Source organism: Cupriavidus metallidurans CH34 (assembly GCF_000196015.1).
Lineage (GTDB): Bacteria > Pseudomonadota > Gammaproteobacteria > Burkholderiales > Burkholderiaceae > Cupriavidus > Cupriavidus metallidurans.
The window spans coordinates 208520-224880 of sequence record NC_007973.1 but is presented as its reverse complement, the minus strand read 5'-3'; the positions used below and the strand labels follow the sequence as shown (position 1 = coordinate 224880).

Annotated in this window: 12 protein-coding genes; 2 read left to right on the top strand and 10 right to left on the bottom strand. The window is 65.2% G+C overall.

Going from position 1 to position 16361, the window contains the following annotated elements; translation table 11 throughout:
- Nucleotides 1–40: 40 nt before the first annotated feature.
- The 3 genes from RMET_RS01075 to RMET_RS01065 form a co-directional block, all read right to left on the bottom strand.
- On the bottom strand, nt 41–478 hold the full coding sequence (locus RMET_RS01075; protein ID WP_011515116.1) for an HIT family protein: 438 nt from the start codon (nt 476–478) through the stop codon (nt 41–43).
- Nucleotides 479–567: 89 nt separating this feature from the next.
- Complete coding sequence (gene icmF, locus RMET_RS01070; RefSeq protein WP_011515115.1) at nt 568–3849, bottom strand: fused isobutyryl-CoA mutase/GTPase IcmF; 3282 nt, start codon at nt 3847–3849, stop codon at nt 568–570.
- A gap of 249 nt (nt 3850–4098) precedes the next feature.
- A complete protein-coding gene (locus tag RMET_RS01065; RefSeq protein ID WP_011515114.1) occupies nt 4099–4437 on the bottom strand; it encodes a DUF2917 domain-containing protein in 339 nt (112 codons plus the stop codon).
- A gap of 160 nt (nt 4438–4597) precedes the next feature.
- Here RMET_RS01065 and RMET_RS01060 point away from each other — a divergent pair, with 160 nt between their 5' ends.
- The gene (locus RMET_RS01060; RefSeq protein ID WP_011515113.1) at nt 4598–5998 is read left to right on the top strand and encodes an aminotransferase-like domain-containing protein; all 1401 of its coding nucleotides are present in this window, start codon (nt 4598–4600) and stop codon (nt 5996–5998) included.
- On the opposite strand, the gene RMET_RS01055 is transcribed toward RMET_RS01060, so the two are convergent.
- From RMET_RS01055 to RMET_RS01045, 3 genes are all read right to left on the bottom strand, one after another.
- Nucleotides 5999–7408, bottom strand: a complete 1410-nt coding sequence (locus RMET_RS01055; RefSeq protein WP_011515112.1) for an amino acid permease — start codon at nt 7406–7408, stop codon at nt 5999–6001.
- Between the two features lie 197 nt (nt 7409–7605).
- The gene (locus RMET_RS01050; protein ID WP_008641802.1) at nt 7606–9123 is read right to left on the bottom strand and encodes a CoA-acylating methylmalonate-semialdehyde dehydrogenase; all 1518 of its coding nucleotides are present in this window, start codon (nt 9121–9123) and stop codon (nt 7606–7608) included.
- A 40-nt stretch (nt 9124–9163) separates the two neighbouring features.
- Nucleotides 9164–10495: an omega-aminotransferase AptA gene (locus RMET_RS01045; protein ID WP_011515111.1), complete on the bottom strand. Its 1332-nt coding sequence runs from the start codon at nt 10493–10495 to the stop codon at nt 9164–9166.
- Between the two features lie 290 nt (nt 10496–10785).
- On the opposite strand from RMET_RS01045, the gene RMET_RS01040 reads away from it, so the two are divergent.
- Entirely contained in the window at nt 10786–12231 is a 1446-nt protein-coding gene (locus RMET_RS01040; protein WP_011515110.1) for an aminotransferase-like domain-containing protein, read from the top strand.
- A 17-nt stretch (nt 12232–12248) separates the two neighbouring features.
- On the opposite strand, the gene RMET_RS01035 is transcribed toward RMET_RS01040, so the two are convergent.
- The 4 genes from RMET_RS01035 to leuC all read right to left on the bottom strand — a co-directional run bounded on the left by RMET_RS01035 (nt 12249) and on the right by leuC (nt 16348).
- A complete protein-coding gene (locus RMET_RS01035; protein ID WP_029306771.1) occupies nt 12249–12836 on the bottom strand; it encodes an acyloxyacyl hydrolase in 588 nt (195 codons plus the stop codon).
- Nucleotides 12837–13391: 555 nt separating this feature from the next.
- Nucleotides 13392–14270 carry an alpha/beta fold hydrolase gene (locus RMET_RS01030; RefSeq protein WP_011515108.1) on the bottom strand — a complete coding sequence of 293 codons (879 nt, stop codon included), beginning with the start codon at nt 14268–14270 and terminating at the stop codon, nt 13392–13394.
- 13 nt (nt 14271–14283) lie between these two features.
- Complete coding sequence (leuD, locus tag RMET_RS01025) at nt 14284–14937, bottom strand: 3-isopropylmalate dehydratase small subunit (protein WP_011515107.1); 654 nt, start codon at nt 14935–14937, stop codon at nt 14284–14286.
- Nucleotides 14930–16348: a 3-isopropylmalate dehydratase large subunit gene (leuC, locus tag RMET_RS01020; RefSeq protein WP_029310020.1), complete on the bottom strand. Its 1419-nt coding sequence runs from the start codon at nt 16346–16348 to the stop codon at nt 14930–14932. Before leuC ends, leuD begins: the two co-directional genes overlap by 8 nt.
- Between the last annotated feature and the right edge of the window lie 13 nt (nt 16349–16361).

Genomic DNA, 16361 nt, shown 5'->3' with positions numbered 1-16361 from the left:
TCAGTTTCCAGTTGTTTGGTGATTCGATTTTCGGGCGCGCTCAGCCCTTGAGCTTCGCCAGCGCGGCAATGACGCGCTCGGCGTGCTGCTTGAGCACGCCCATGTCCTGTTGCTGGCGTGCATGGCCGCGCAGCGGCTGGTCCACGTAGCGCGGCACGATATGAAAGTGGATGTGCGGCACGGTCTGGCCGGCCGCTGCGCCATTGAACTGGCTGATCACCACGCCATCGGGCTGGAAGGCCTCGCGCACGCCACGCGCGACGATCTGCGTCGCACGGATCGCCGCGGCCGCGCCGGCCTCGGACAGGCCGAACACGTCGACGGCCTGCTCCTTCGGCACCACTAGTGTGTGACCGTCTGATTGCGGCATGATGTCCATGAACGCAATCGTGTCCGCGTCTTCATAAACCTTGAAGCACGGGAGTTCGCCGCGCAGGATGCGCGCGAAGATGTTGTTGCTGTCGTACTCGGCCTGCATGGGTGTCTCGGTTTTTCAAGCGGAACGCTGAGTGTAGCCCCAGCGTCCGCCGCCGTGAACCGCCCCACCCATTATTTCCATCGACGCAATTACATATTGCGCCGGTATTGCCCACCGACCTCGAACAGCGCGTGCGTGATCTGCCCCAGCGAGCACACGCGCACGGCGTCCATCAGCACGGCAAAGACGTTCCGGTTGTCGATCACGGCCTGGCGCAGCCTTGCCAGCATCGCCTCCGCATCGGCCTGGTGCGCCCCATGGAATTCCGTCAGGCGGTGCAACTGGCTCTGCTTCTCGTCCTCGCTGGAGCGGGCCAGTTCCAGCGTTTGTGGCGTCGGGTCCCCGTTCGGATTGCGGAACGTGTTCACGCCGATGATCGGCAAGGTGCCGTCGTGCTTGAGCTGTTCGTAGTACAGCGATTCCTCCTGAATCTTGCCGCGCTGGTAGCCGGTTTCCATCGCGCCCAGCACCCCGCCGCGTTCGGCGATGCGCTCGAACTCCTGCAGCACCGCCTCCTCGACGAGATCGGTCAGTTCCTCGATCAGGAAACTGCCCTGATTCGGGTTCTCGCACTTGGCCACGCCCCATTCGCGATTGATGATCAGCTGGATCGCCAGCGCCCGGCGCACCGATTCGGCCGTCGGGGTGGTGATGGCTTCGTCATAGGCGTTGGTGTGCAGCGAATTGCAGTTGTCGTAGATCGCGATCAGGGCCTGCAGCGTGGTGCGGATGTCGTTGAAATCGATCTCCTGCGCGTGCAGTGACCGGCCCGATGTCTGGATGTGGTACTTGAGCTTCTGGCTGCGGTCGTTGGCGCCGTACTTGTCGCGCATCGTCACCGCCCAGATGCGGCGTGCCACGCGGCCCAGCACGCTGTACTCCGGGTCCATGCCGTTCGAGAAGAAGAACGACAGGTTGGGCGCGAAGTCGTCGATATGCATGCCGCGCGCCAGATAGGCCTCGACATACGTGAAGCCGTTGGCCAGCGTGAAGGCCAGTTGCGAAATCGGATTCGCACCGGCTTCGGCGATGTGATAGCCCGAGATCGACACGGAGTAGAAGTTGCGCACCTGATGGTGGACGAAGTACTCCTGGATGTCCCCCATCACCTTGAGCGAGAACTCGGTCGAGAAGATGCACGTATTCTGGCCCTGGTCTTCCTTCAGGATGTCAGCCTGCACCGTGCCGCGCACGTTCTGCAGCACCCACGCGCGAATCTTCGCTTCCTCGTCGGCTGTCGGATCGCGGCCGTTATCGGCGCGGAAACGGTCGATCTGCTGGTCGATGGCCGTGTTCATGAACATCGCCAGGATCGTGGGCGCCGGGCCGTTGATCGTCATCGAGACCGACGTGGACGGGTTGGTCAGGTCGAAGCCATCGTAGAGAACCTTCATGTCCTCGAGCGTGGCGATCGACACGCCGGAGTTGCCCACCTTGCCGTAGATGTCCGGCCGCTCGTGCGGGTCTTCACCGTAGAGCGTGACCGAGTCGAACGCCGTGGACAGCCGCTTGGCCTCCATGCCTTCGGAAACGAGCTTGAAGCGGCGATTGGTGCGGAAAGCATCGCCCTCGCCCGCGAACATGCGCGTGGGGTCCTCACCCTCGCGCTTGAACGCGAACACGCCGGCCGTGTACGGGAAGCTGCCCGGCACGTTCTCGCGCATCAGCCACTTCAGGATCTCGCCTTCGTCCTCGAAGCGCGGCAGCACCACCTTGCGGATCTTGGTGCCCGACAGCGTGGTGCTGATCAGGCCGGTGCGGATTTCCTTGTCGCGAATCTTCACGACGTACTCGTCGCCGCTGTAGGCCTGCTGCATTTGCGGCCACATCGCCAGCAGCTTGCGCTCCACCGCGCCAAGCGAGACGTCGCGTTCGCTGGCCAGCGTCTCGAGCGCGGCACTCTCGTGGCCAGCGCCCTGCAGCATGTCATGCGCCGCGCGCAGTTGCTGGCGCTCACGCGCCAGTTTGCTCTGGGCGACCACGCGGCGATGGTAGGCGCGCACCGTATCGGCCAGTTCCGCCAGATACCGGCTGCGCGCAGGCGGCACGATCACATTCTGGCCGGTCGAGATCCGGCCTTCCAGATTCGGCAGCGTGCCCGGCTTCAGGCTCATGCCACGCGCGCCCAGCGCCCCCACCAGTCCCTGGTAGAGCATGGTCACGCCATCGTCATTGAAGCGCGATGCCTGCGTGCCATAGACCGGCATGTCCTCGGCCCGGCTGTGCCATTGCTCGCGGTTGCGCTGCACCTGCTTGGCCACGTCGCGCCAGGCGTCCTGCGCACCCTTGCGGTCGAACTTGTTGATGGCCACGAAGTCGGCGAAGTCGAGCATGTCGATCTTCTCGAGCTGGCTGGCCGCGCCGAATTCCGGCGTCATCACGTAGAGCGACAGGTCGACGTGCGGCACGATGGCTGCGTCGCCCTGGCCGATGCCGGACGTCTCCACGATCACGAGATCGAAACGCGCCGCCTTGCACGCGGCGATGACGTCGGGCAGCGCCTGGGAGATCTCCGAGCCAGCCTCGCGGGTGGCCAGCGAACGCATGAAGATGTTCGGGTGGTTGATCGCATTCATGCGAATGCGGTCGCCCAGCAATGCGCCACCCGATTTGCGGCGCGACGGGTCGATCGAGATCACGGCGATCGAAAGCGCGTCGTCCTGATCAAGCCGGAAGCGGCGAATCAGTTCATCGGTCAGCGATGACTTGCCCGCGCCGCCCGTGCCAGTGATGCCCAGGACCGGCACGGCAGCGGCCTTCGCCTGGGCATGCAATGCGCTGACCAGTTCCGGGTCCGCCTTGCCGTTCTCGAGCGCGGTAATCAGTTGCGCCAGCGCGCGGCGGTCGCCGGCGACCACGGTGTCGAGCGTAGTGGGTGCGTAGCGCGTCAAGTCGATATCGCAACGCTGCGCCATGTCGGTGATCATGCCGGCCAGCCCCATGCGCTGGCCGTCCTCGGGACTGTAGATGCGGGCCACGCCGTAGGCCTGGAGCTCGCGAATCTCGTCCGGCACGATCACGCCGCCGCCGCCGCCGAACACCTGGATGTGCTCGCCGCCGTGCTCGCGCAGCAGATCGATCATGTACTTGAAGTATTCGACGTGCCCGCCCTGGTAGCTGGAGATGGCGATGCCCTGCACGTCTTCCTGCAGCGCGGCCGTGACGACCTCTTGCACGGAGCGGTTGTGGCCGAGGTGGATGACTTCACACCCCTGCGACTGAAGGATGCGCCGCATGATGTTGATCGACGCGTCGTGGCCGTCGAACAGCGACGCCGCGGTGACAAAGCGCACCTTGTTGGCCGGTCCCCGGCCAGGCACTGCCGGCGGCTTGGCGGCCGCGGTCCTGCTCACATCAGAAAGATCAGTCATTGTCTCCACCGCTCTGTTTTGTGGCTGGCTGCCGCACGCCGGTGGTTCTGACGACCACGTTGACGAGGGCCGGACGATTATATGACGTTTACGTTAACGTAAGGCAAGGCGCGCGCGTAAGCCTCGGTCGCCATGGCGGCATCGTCGCACAGAGGAGGGACTGGGTGAAGCGGCGTGATGGCCACGGACGCCCGCCAGGCGGGCGTCGGGGTCCAGACAGTAAAGCCGTAGCGGCGAATCAGGGGCGGATCAGGCGCTGATCCGCGGGCAGTCGCCGAAGGCGGCGGTCTTGTGTTCGCCCCAGCGGCGGGCAAACTGGCGGGTGATGAAGACCGCGCGCCGCAACGACCACGGCGCGGGGGATTCGGTCAGCAGGAACCGCGACCCGGGTGCGTCGCCCGACAGCCAGACGCGCGTGCCTTCCGGCAGCGTCATGACATCGCCGGGCCGCAGCCAGATATCGGCCAGATGCCCTTCCACGGTCAGCCACAACCGGCCTTCCAGCGCGGTGACGCTGTGGCCGTGCCGGGCACGCCACGTCACGGGTTGGTCGGGTTCTTCAAGCTCAAATGTCCTGAGTTCGCGCATGGGTGTCTCCTGATCTTGCCGGCGCGACGGTGAGGATTCCGGTGACGCCGCGCCACGCTTCCATTATTCATGGCGCGGACTACAATCCCATGCACAGTTCCGAACAGTTTTCATTGAACTGTTCAGTAGTTTTTGCTGACAGTTGCCGCTGCCGCCTCCTATGAGACTCCTACTAGACCCCTCCACCGGCGTACCGCTGACCGAACAGATCGTGCTGGGCGTGAAGGCCTGGATCAGCTCGCGGGAAGCGCTGCCTGGCGCGCGTCTGCCGTCGATCCGGCAAATGGCCGCCGAGCACGGCATCAGCCGTTTTCCGGTTATCGAGGCCTACGACCGCTTGGTCTCGCAGGGATTGGTCGATTCGCGGCAAGGCTCGGGCTTCTACGTCGCGGACAGCACGCTGGCCGGGCGCAGTGGGCGCGGCTGGTCCGACCCGAGTCTGGCCGAGGACCTGTCGCTCCATATCATCGACCAGTTCCACCACCCCAGTGGCACGCTGAAGCTGGCTGGCGGCTTCGTGCCCGAGGAATGGCGCGACGTGGAGGGCCTGACGCAGGCCATTCGCCACATCACGCGCCACGACATCGACAGCGTGATCCACTACGCCACGCCGCTGGGTCATCCGGAACTGCGCAAGCAGGTGCTGACGCGCGTGCGGCAGGTCGGCATCCAGGCCGAGTTGTCTCAGATCCTGATCACGACGGGCGCAAGCCAGGCGCTCGACCTCGTGGCGCGCCACCTGCTCAAGCCCGGCGATACCGTGTTCGTGGAAGACCCCGGCTACTACAACCTGTTCGGCTTGCTGCGCATGCAGGGCGTGCAGCTCGTGGGCGTGCCGCACACGCCGAACGGGCCTGACCCCGAGGCCTGCGAGCACCTGCTGCGTGATCACAAGCCGAAGCTGTTCTTCACGAACAGCGTGCTGCAGAACCCCACCGGCTCGACGCTGGCGCCACCGGTGGCATTCCGGCTGCTCGAACTGGCGCGCAAGCACAACTTCCGTTTCGTGGAAGACGACATCTTCTCGGACTTCCAGCTCAACTTCACCGACCGGCTGGCCACGCTCGACCAGCTCGAGCACGTGATCTACGTTGGCGGGTTTTCGAAGACGGTGTCGGCGGCGCTGCGCGTGGGCTACATCGTCGCAGACAAGGCGCTGGTCAAGGATCTGATCGACGTGAAGGTGCTGACGAGCGTGGCGGGCTCCCATTTCGCCGAAGCCGTCACCGCGACGATGCTGGAGCGCGGCAACTACCGCAAATACGTGGAGCGGCTGCGCGTACGCACGCGCGAAGTCACGGCCGATGTGGTCAAGCTTCTGGGTCAGTACAACTGGGACGTGTTCTGCGAGCCGGCAGGCGGCAATTTCCTGTGGGCGCGTCCGCGCGGCATCGAGGACTCGCGCGAACTCGTCGCGCTGGCCGAAAACCACGGCGTGGCGCTGGCGCCGGGACACTTCTTTCGCCCCGGCGGCGAGACCACGGCGTGGGTGCGCATCAACTCGGCCTACGCGAGCGATCCCCGCGCACGCGCGTTCCTCGAGGACGCCGGCAGCCGCTGATCAGCCCTCGGCGTCGCCGCCGTGGTTGTGCAGCACCGCGTTGCGGCGCGAGTAAGCGAAGTAAATGATCAGACCCAGCCCGATCCAGCACAGGAATGCAATCCAGGTCAGCGCCTGCAGATGGGCCATCAGGAACAGGCAGAAGCCAACGGCCAGCAGCGGCACCACGGGCACGCCCGGGCAGCGGAAGCCGCGCCGCAAATCTGGGCGCGTGCGGCGCAACACAAGGATCGCGATCGAGATCAGCGTGAACGCGGCCAGCGTGCCGATGTTGATCAGTTCGGCCAGTACGTTCAGCGGCACGAAGGCGGCGATCGCCGCGAACACGATGCCGACGGTCCACGTGGCCGTGTACGGCGTTGCATGAACCGGGTGCACCGTCGATAACGCTTCCGGCAGCAACCCGTCGCGCGACATGGCGAAGATGATCCGCGTCTGCCCGTAGGTCATCACCAGAATCACGGTGGTCATGCCGAGGATGGCGCCCAGATCAACAAACCCGGCCACCCAGTTCTGCCCCGCGTATTGCAGCGCCAGCGACACCGGATGGTCAACGCCCTCGAACTTCATGAATGGCACGATGCCGGTCATGATGGCTGCCACGGTCACGTAAAGGATGGTGCAAACCGCCAGCGAGCCGATGATGCCGATCGGCAGGTCACGGCGCGGGTTGCGCACTTCCTCGGCGGCCGACGTCACCGCATCGAACCCGATGAACGCGAAGAAGACGAGCGCGGCGGCGTTGAAGACGCCGGTCATGCCGAACGGCGCGAACGGCTGCCAGTTGGCGGGCTTCACGTGCCAGACGCCGACGGCGATGAACAGCAGCACGACGCCGATCTTGATCGCCACCATCACGTTGTTGAGTCGCGCCGACTCCTTGACGCCGTATGAAACGATCCAGGTGATCGCCAGCATGATCAGGCAGGCGGGCAGGTTGAACAGCGTGTGTTCACCGGGCACCGCGCCCGGCGCGGCAGTCAGCACGGTCGGCAGATGGATGCCGAACCCGGCGATCAGCGACTGGAAGTAGCCGGACCACCCTACTGACACCGCCGACGTGGCCAGCCCGTACTCGAGCAGCAGGTCCCAGCCAATCATCCACGCCACGATCTCGCCGAGCGTGGCGTAGCTATACGTGTAGATCGAACCCGATACGGGGATCGCGGAAGCGAACTCCGCATAGCACAGCGCCGCGAAGCCGCAGGCCATGGCCGCGATCACGAACGACACCGTCAGCGCGGGGCCCGCGGTCAGCGCCCCGGTGCCAGTCAGCACGAAAATCCCGGTGCCGATGATGGCCCCGATACCCATCAGCACCAGATCCACCGCCCCCAGCACCTTTCGCAATCCGTCGTGCTCGCTGACTTCCAGCATGGCGTCGATGTTTTTGGTGCGAAAGAGACTCATGGCGCGGCTCCGGCAGAAAGTCCGTGTAAGGACTATAGGTTGTGCGGAATCCGCCGGCGGTCTGGGCTGCGCATCTTTTGAACGGCAGCGGCGCCAGCGAAAGGGCGGCATGATACTCGCAAAAGAAACTCGCCAAAAAAAAGGGCGCCCCCTAAGGGACGCCCGATCCAACCGACAGTCGCCGTGCGCTGACGCCGTTACTTCGCCACCGGCATCGTGAACTCCGCACCCTTGGCGATGCTGTCCGGCCAGCGTTGCATCACGCTCTTGTAGCGTGTGTAGAAGCGCACACCTTCCTCGCCGTAAGCGTGGTGATCGCCGAACAGCGAGCGCTTCCAGCCACCGAACGAATGCCACGCCATCGGCACCGGAATCGGCACGTTGATGCCGACCATGCCCACCTGGATCTGACGCGCGAAAGCGCGTGCGATGCCGCCGTCGCTGGTGTAGCACGACACGCCATTGCCAAACTCGTGGCGATTGATCAGATCCACCGCCTCGGCAAAGTCGTGCACGCGTACCACTGACAGCACCGGACCGAAAATCTCTTCCTTGTAGATCGTCATGTCCGGCTTGACGTTGTCGAACAGCGTGCCACCGACGAAGAAACCGTTCTCGTGACCGTCCACCTTGTGGCCGCGGCCATCGGTCACCAGCTTCGCGCCTTCGGCCACGCCCTTGGCGATATAGCCCTCGACCTTCGCCTTGTGCGCGGCGGTCACCAGCGGACCCATTTCGGCGTCGTCCTCCATGCCGTTGCGGATCTTCAGCGTGGCCGCGCGCTCGGCCAGACGCGGCACCAGACGGTCGGCCACGTCGCCAACGGCCACGGCCACCGAGATCGCCATGCAGCGTTCACCGGCGGAACCGTACGCCGCGCCAACCAGCGCGTCCACGGCCTGATCGAGATCGGCGTCGGGCATCACCACCAGGTGGTTCTTCGCGCCGCCCAGCGCCTGCACGCGCTTGCCGTGCTTCGTGCCTTCCGTGTAGATGTACTCGGCGATCGGCGTGGAACCGACGAACGACAGTGCCTGCACGTCCGGGTGCGCCAGCAGCGCGTCGACGGCGACCTTGTCACCCTGCACCACGTTGAACACGCCATCGGGCAGACCGGCCTGCTTGAGCAGATCGGCGATCAGCAGGCTCGGCGACGGATCTCGCTCGGACGGCTTCAGCACGAACGTGTTGCCACACGCCAGGGCCACCGGGAACATCCACATCGGCACCATGACCGGGAAGTTGAACGGCGTGATGCCGGCCACCACGCCCAGCGGCTGGCGCAGGTTCCAGTTGTCGATGCCACCGCCGATGTTGTCGGTGAAGTCGGTCTTGAGCAGGTTGGGGATGCCGCAGGCGAATTCCACCACCTCGATACCGCGCGTCACTTCACCCTTGGCATCGGAAAACACCTTGCCGTGCTCACGCGTGATCAGCGCGGCCAGGTCGTCGTGATGGCGGTCGAGCAGTTCCTTGAACTTGAACAGGATGCGGGCGCGGCGCAGCGGCGGCATCTCCGCCCATGCCGGGGCCGCGGCCTTGGCGGCGGCGACTGCTGCCGCCACGTCATCGGCTGAGCCCATGGCCACGCGCGCAGCCACTTCGCCCGTGGCGGGGTTGAACACATCGGCAAAGCGGTCCGTGCCCGCACGGCGCACGGTTCCGCCAACGTAGTGATGGATTTCGGCGATCTGCCGGTTTTCTGCAATGTTCACTGCGGTCTTCCTCGTTGTCTCTGGCGCTCTGGGGCGGGTCTTACTTGATGCTATGCAAGGCTTGGCGCACGGTGTCGAACATTTGGTCGATCTCGGCCTCCGAAATGATCAGCGGCGGCGAGAACGCCAGGATATCGCCCGTGTAGCGTACCAGCAGACCCAGCTCCAGGCATTTCAGGAATGCCTCGTAGGCACGTGCGCCCGGCGCGCCGGGGCGCGATTCCAGTTCCACGCCCGCCACCAGGCCAAGGTTGCGGATGTCCTTCACATACGGCGCACCACGCAAGCCGTGGACGGCCGACTCGAACTTCGGCGACATCTCGGCCGCGCGTTCGAACAGCTTGTCGCGCTTGTAGATGTCGAGCGTGGCGATACAGGCCGCCATCGCCAGCGGATGGCCCGAGTACGTGTAACCGTGCGGCAGCTCGATGCCGCCTTGCGGCGTGGCGTTGATCACCGCGTCATGCACTTCGCGGCGCACGGCCACGGCGCCCATCGGCACGGCGGCGTTGTTGATGGCCTTGGCCATGGTGATCAGGTCCGGCGTCACCTTCAGACGCTCGGCGCCGGTTGCGGCGCCCAGGCGGCCGAACGCAGTGATCACTTCGTCGAAGATCAGCAGGATGCCGTGCTTGCTGGTGATCTCGCGCAGTTTTTCCAGATATCCGACCGGCGGAATCAGCACGCCGGCCGAACCGGCCATCGGCTCCACGATCACAGCGGCGATGTTCGAGGCATCGTGCAGCGCGACCAGCCGCTCGAGTTCATCGGCCAGATGGGCGCCCCATTGCGGCTGGCCCTTCGAGTACGCGGCCTCTGCGATGTTCAGCGTGGCCGGCAGGTGGTCGGTGCCGGGCATCACATTGGCCGACCACATCTTGCGGTTCGGCCCGATACCGCCAACGCCCATGCCGCCGAAGCCCACGCCGTGGTAGCCGCGCTCGCGGCCGATGATGCGCGTGCGCTGGCCTTCGCCACGGGCACGGTGATAGGCCAGCGCGATCTTCAGCGCGGTATCGACCGATTCGGAACCGGAGTTCGTGAAGAAGATGCGGTCCAGCCCCTGCGGCATCAGCGACGCCACCTTGGTCGCCGCTTCGAATTCGAGCGGGTGGCCCATCTGGAACGGCGGCGCGTAGTCGAGCGTGGCGGCCTGTTGCGCGATCGCCTCGACGATTTCCTTGCGGGCGTGGCCCGCGGCCACGCACCAGAGGCCGGCGCAACCGTCCAGGATCTGGCGACCGTCATGGGTCGTGTAGTACATGCCGCTGGCCGATACCAGCAGGCGCGGCGCGGACTTGTACTGGCGATTGGCCGTAAAGGGCATCCACAGGGATTCGAGATCGGGGATCACGGTCTTGGCGGCGTCCATACATTCTCCTGATGGCGGTGTGAGGCGTTGTGGGGCGGAGCCGGGCTCATTTCGGGAGTTCGGCCACGGTTTCGGGCAACTCTACCGGCGAGGTCTGGCATCAAGAATATACGGTCGCGAGATCGACGCCGTACCGTACAGTTTAGGAAGCTCAAACCGTACAGGTACATCACATCACACGACACGAGCAAAAGACCCCGTGCTGGCACTGGAATAAGGACTCACGCTGCAACGCATCAATCTGCCGTACCCGCTACACTGTACAGGTTTCGTTCTCTTGCGGGCGTCGAATGCTCAACCTAAACCTTGTTCGCAGCCGCCGTGGCGGCGAGACGCTGACCGAACAGATCGTCGCCGGCATCGCCGCGCTCGTGGACAGCCGGGCCCTGCGGGCCGGCGCGTTGCTCCCGTCGGTGCGTCGCTTCGCCCAGCAACACGATGTCAGCACCTTCACCGTAGCCGAGGCCTATGGCCGGCTGACAGCGCTCGGGTATCTCGCGGCCCGCCCCGGCTCCGGCTACACGGTGGCACACCGGCACGCCCCAGCCGGCCATGCGCGCGTGCCGCACTGGGAAGCCCCGGGACTCAACGCGGCCTGGCTGCTTTCCGACGTATTCGCCGACCACTCCGTGCCGATCAAGGCAGGGGCCGGCTGGCTGCCCGGCGACTGGCTCAACGAGGAAGGATTGCATCAGGCCATGCGCAGCGCGGCGCGCGTGCCGGCCGCGCAGGTGTCTGGATACGGCCATCCCTATGGCTTCGGCGCGCTGCGCGAGCATATCGCCGCGCACCTGAGCCAGTACGGCATTCCGGCGCAATCGCAACAGGTGGTGCTGACCCAGGGCGCCACGCAGGCGCTGGATCTGGTCGTGCGCACACTGTTGCGCCCCGGCGACACGGTACTGGTGGAGTCGCCGTGCTACTGCAATCTGCTGCAGATCCTTCGGCTGGCGGGCCTGCGCGCGATCGGCGTGCCGCGCACGGCTGCGGGCCTCGACACGGACGCGCTCGAAGACGCCATTCGCCAGCACTCGCCGCGTGCGTTGTTCATCAACACGGTGCTGCAGAACCCCACCGGCGCGAGCCTGACCAGCATGAACGCGTTCCGCGTGTTGCAGATCGCGGAGCAGCACCGGCTACTGGTGGTGGAAGACGACATCTATCGCGAACTGGCGCCGGCCGGGTCGCCGATGCTCGCGGCAATGGACGGGCTCTCGCAGGTGGTCTATGTGAACGGTTTCTCGAAGACGATCGCGCCGTCGCTGCGCGTCGGCTATCTGGCCGCAAGCCCGGATCTGGCCAAGGCCTTCGCACGCACGAAGATGGCCGTGGGACTGACGTCCTCGGAAGTGACCGAGCGGCTCGTGTATTCGGTCCTGACCAGCGGGCACTATGGCCGGCACGTGGCGGCGCTCGCCGAGCGGCTACGCGCCCAGCAGGATCTGGTGACCGAGAAGATGGACGCGCACGGCCTGGAGGTCCTGCTGCGCCCCGAAGGCGGGATGTTTGCGTGGGCACGCATGCGGGAAACCGACGGGCCCGCGCCGTCGGGCAACCGGCTGGCCACGCTTGCGCTGGAACACGGCATCTGGCTGGCGCCGGGCGCCTACTTCGAGCCCGGCGAAGCCGATTCGCCCTGGATTCGCTTCAATGTGGCGACCAGCGACGCACCGCAGCTGTGGGACTTCTTCGATGCGGTACGCACCGATCAGGGCGCGTTGGCGCGCGCCGCCTGATCAGCCGGCCGTCAGAATCAGAAGCGATAGCGCACGTACCCGGTGTACAGGTTGGTGCCCGGGTTCGGTTCCTTGATGCCGGCGTTCGAGATGTGCTGGAAGCGCATGCCCACTTCGGTCGCGGCATTCTTGCCGAACCCCACACCCAGGCCGACCATGTCGCCAAACTGGAAGGCTGTGCTGAAATTGTGCTGGTCTGACGTCGAGGTGTGCGTCAGCAGGCGCAAGCCCACGCCGGCTTCCAGGAACGGCACGAAGTAGCCGCCGCGCTTTTCCACACGCAGGATCGGCGTCAGGCCGAACTCCATCAGGTTCTGGCGATTGGTGCCGCTGCGCGCGTCCCAGTAGCCCATATTGGCTTCCGCCTGCAGCCTGAACAGCCAGCCATCGGGATTGCCGTACTGGATTGGCGTGTTGAAGTTGACCGCGATTTCGTACTTGTTGATGCCATGGTCGGTATCGCGCGCGAACGCGGCCTGCACGGCGGGGTGCGCCCAACCAACCAGTTCCTCGGCGCTGGCCGCCGAACTGGCGCCCGCCACCAGCGCGGCAATGGCCAGAAGGCGGGCGGAGGGTAGCTTGCGGGAGAGATTAGCGGGGGGCATGTGATGTTCTTGTTGTTCTGTCTTCTTGTTCATGGACATGGAAGAGAGATTGGCTCGGCAACGGACATCGAAGGGAACTGCATAGGCAGCCATGCCGGCTGAAGCACTCTACCGCTCAAGTGGCGGTCAAGCCCAGAGTCGCTCCACCAACCAGCTCGCGGCGACACAGATTCCGAGCCAGACGGCAAGACAGCTTGCAATAAATCGGTACGTCATTGTGAAAACTAACAGCAGTAAAGGGGTCTTGGAATGAATTTTTGCTGCGCATTATACATCCATTCATGAATGTATGTTTGCGCAGGTTGTCGCGCACGTTGACACGACAACATCCGACTCATCAAAGAATCACCTGGCCGCCATCATGCCAGCGTAGGACATATGCTGCACAGCAGCGCTTAAACATGAATATCAAAAAAATTGGAGATAGTGCGAGGTGGGATATGCTGGGGCCTACGCGGGCGCGATCGGCGCGAGTCACACGCCGATGCCGATTATCCCTCTCCCGGCTGACTGCGGGAGAAGGATAAACATCGCGGAATCAACAGGTTGCCGCGCTCAGGCGCGCAGGAACGGGAGCACTTCCGCCAGCAGTTGCTCCGGGATTTCCTCGGCGATGTAGTGCCCGCATGGTAGTGCGTGACCGGTCACACGGCGGGCGACCTTGCGCCATTCTTCAAGTGGCTGAAAACACTTTCCGACAGCCCCGTCGGCTCCCCACAACGCCAGCATCTCGCATTCGATCATGCGGCCAGCCTCGATATCGGCGCGGTCGTGATCGAGATCGATGCCCGCGCTGGCGCGATAGTCCTCGCACAGTCCATGCGCCGCGCCCGGCTGGCGCAGCCCGCGCAGGTATTCGGCCAGCGCCTCGTCGGTGAATGGCGCCAGGCCGGCGCTGCGGCTACCCATGGTCTGGCGCAGGTAAAGCTCAGGGTCGGCCTCGATCAACGTCTCCGGGAACGGCGCGGGACGGATCAGGAAGAACCAGTGATAGTAGGCCCGGGCAAACGCCTCGTTGGTCTGCGCGTACATCGCCAGCGTCGGGGCGATATCGAGCGTCACGAGCTTCTCCACAGCCTGCGGATGATCGACGGCCAGCCGGTGCGCCACGCGCGCGCCGCGGTCGTGAGCGAGCACGCGGAAACGCTCGAAGCCGAGTGCCCGCATCACCGCCATCTGATCGGCCGCCATTGTCCGCTTGCTGTAGTTGCTGTGGTCGGGCAGACCCGCCGGCTTGTCGCTATCGCCGTAGCCACGCAGATCGGTGGCCACCACCGTGAAATGCCGGGCCAGTTCACCGGCCACCTTGTGCCAGATCACATGGGTCTGCGGATGGCCGTGCAACAGCAGCAGCGGCGGACCTTCTCCGCCGACCACCGCATGGATCGCCACGCCGTCGTGATCAATGCGCTGGGTCGTGAATCCTTCGAACATCGTATCTCCTCCGTCAGCCAGCCATGCGGCCGAGCCGTGCCATGGTAGTCGCGGCCACGTCGCGTAGCCAGGGGTTGTCCGCGTGGTGCCGACTTGTGAATGCCGCAATCGCATCGGCGTGCGTCAACGACATGCCGATGACATCGAGGCCGAGCCGGAACATGTCGAGGTGGCGCGGAGAGAGCGAGAACGACTTGGCGAAGTCGCCGGCATTGACCGTCATGGTCGACAGGTCGATACGGATCGACGCCGGCGCCACGGGGTCACTCACGGCCGCCATGATCTGGTCGACATCCGCCTGCGGCAGCGCCACCAGCAACAACCGGTTGTTCATCGCGTTCGAGTAGAAGATCTCGCCGAAGCTCGGCGCGATGACCGCGCGGATGCCATATTGCTGCAGCCCCCAGACCGCGTGCTCACGGCTCGAACCGCAGCCGAAGTTCGGCCCGGCGACCAGCACGCGCGTGTCGCGCCACGCCGGCTGGTTCAGCACGAAGTCCGCACGCGGGGCTCCGTTCGCGTCGAAACGCATGTCGTGAAGCAGCCCGCGGTCGAGCCCCGCCTTGTCGATGCCACGCAGGAACTGCTTCGGCATGATCTGGTCGGTATCCAGGTTCGGCAGCGGTAGTGGCGCGCCGACACCTTCGATCGTCGTGATGTCATCCATGTTGGATCTCCAGTTCCCGCACGTCGGTGATACAGCCGGTAACGGCTGCGGCGGCTGCCATGGCCGGGCTCATCAGGTGCGTGCGTCCGGCACGGCCCTGGCGGCCCTCGAAGTTTCGGTTGGTGGTCGACGCGCAGCGCTCGCCCGGCGCCAACACGTCGTCGTTCATCGCAAGGCACATCGAACAGCCGGGCTTGCGCCATTCGAATCCAGCATCGATCAGCAAGGCCGCGATGCCCTCGGCTTCAGCCTGATCGCGCACGGCGCCGGAGCCCGGCACCACCATTGCACGTACGCCCGGCGCCACCCTGCGGCCGCGTACCACGGCGGCCACCTGGCGCAAGTCCTCGATGCGGCCATTCGTGCAGGAGCCGATAAACACCCGCTGCACAGGCAGCCCCTGCAGCGACACGCCGGGCGTCACGCCGATGTACTCAAGCGCGCGCTCGGCGGAAACGCGGGCGTTGCTGTCCCCGGCGTCGGCCGGCTGCGGCACCGTGGCGCTCACGGGAATCGCCTGATCCGGGCTCGTGCCCCAGGTGACGAACGGCTCCACCGCAGCGGCATCGAATGCCAGTTCGAGATCGAAGCCGGCATCGGCATCCGACCGCAGCCCGGCCCATGCCCGGCGCGCGGTTTCGGCCATGTCGGCGTCGATGTCTGGTGCCCGGCGCAGGACATAGTCGATCGACGTGGCATCGGGCGCGATCAGTGCCCCGCGCGCGCCCGCCTCCACGGTCATGTTGCACAGGGTCATGCGCGCTTCCATCGACAACGCACGGATCGTGCTGCCCGTGAACTCCACCGCGTAGCCACGCGCGCCCTGCGCGCTGATGCGCGCGATGATGTGGAGGATCAGGTCTTTCGAAGTCGTGCCCGATGGCAGCGGGCCATCCACGCGGATACGCATGTCGCGCGCCAGCCGGTAGACCAGCGTCTGCGTGGCCAGCACGTGCTCCACCTCGGAGGTGCCGATACCGAAGCCCAGCGCGCCGAATGCGCCGTAGGTGGTGGTATGGCTGTCGCCGCAAAGCACGACCATGCCGGGCCGGATCATGCCGTGCTCGGGCGCGATGACATGCTCGATACCCTGCAGCGGATCATTGGTGTCGAACAGCGGAATACCGTGCAGGTCGCAATTACGTTTCAGGTTGCGAGCCTGCAGCGCCGAGGCGGGATCCTGGATCACGCGCGGGGATTCCGCGTGCGTCGGGATGATGTGATCGACCACGGCCAGGTTCTGGCCCGGCGCCGCCACCTTGCGGCCCTGCTCGGCGAGCCCGGCGAACGCCTGCGGACTCGTGTACTCGTTCATGATGTGGAGATCCGCGTACAGCAGCACGTTGTCCGCATCGAGCGTGACGACCGTGTGCGAGTCCACGAGCTTCTGATATAGCGTGCGACCGGTCATGGCATTGGCTGGG

Bases quoted from the DNA above. Each gene is read 5' to 3' on its own strand.
- icmF (WP_011515115.1), bottom strand. From the start codon at position 3,849: ATGACTGATCTTTCTGATGTGAGCAGGACCGCGGCCGCCAAGCCGCCG.
- leuC (WP_029310020.1), bottom strand. From the start codon at position 16,348: ATGACCGGTCGCACGCTATATCAGAAGCTCGTGGACTCGCACACGGTC.
- RMET_RS01035 (WP_029306771.1), bottom strand. From the start codon at position 12,836: ATGCCCCCCGCTAATCTCTCCCGCAAGCTACCCTCCGCCCGCCTTCTG.
- RMET_RS01075 (WP_011515116.1), bottom strand. From the start codon at position 478: ATGCAGGCCGAGTACGACAGCAACAACATCTTCGCGCGCATCCTGCGC.
- RMET_RS01045 (WP_011515111.1), bottom strand. From the start codon at position 10,495: ATGGACGCCGCCAAGACCGTGATCCCCGATCTCGAATCCCTGTGGATG.
- RMET_RS01030 (WP_011515108.1), bottom strand. From the start codon at position 14,270: ATGTTCGAAGGATTCACGACCCAGCGCATTGATCACGACGGCGTGGCG.
- RMET_RS01055 (WP_011515112.1), bottom strand. From the start codon at position 7,408: ATGAGTCTCTTTCGCACCAAAAACATCGACGCCATGCTGGAAGTCAGC.
- RMET_RS01065 (WP_011515114.1), bottom strand. From the start codon at position 4,437: ATGCGCGAACTCAGGACATTTGAGCTTGAAGAACCCGACCAACCCGTG.
- RMET_RS01060 (WP_011515113.1), top strand. From the start codon at position 4,598: ATGAGACTCCTACTAGACCCCTCCACCGGCGTACCGCTGACCGAACAG.
- RMET_RS01040 (WP_011515110.1), top strand. From the start codon at position 10,786: ATGCTCAACCTAAACCTTGTTCGCAGCCGCCGTGGCGGCGAGACGCTG.
- leuD (WP_011515107.1), bottom strand. From the start codon at position 14,937: ATGGATGACATCACGACGATCGAAGGTGTCGGCGCGCCACTACCGCTG.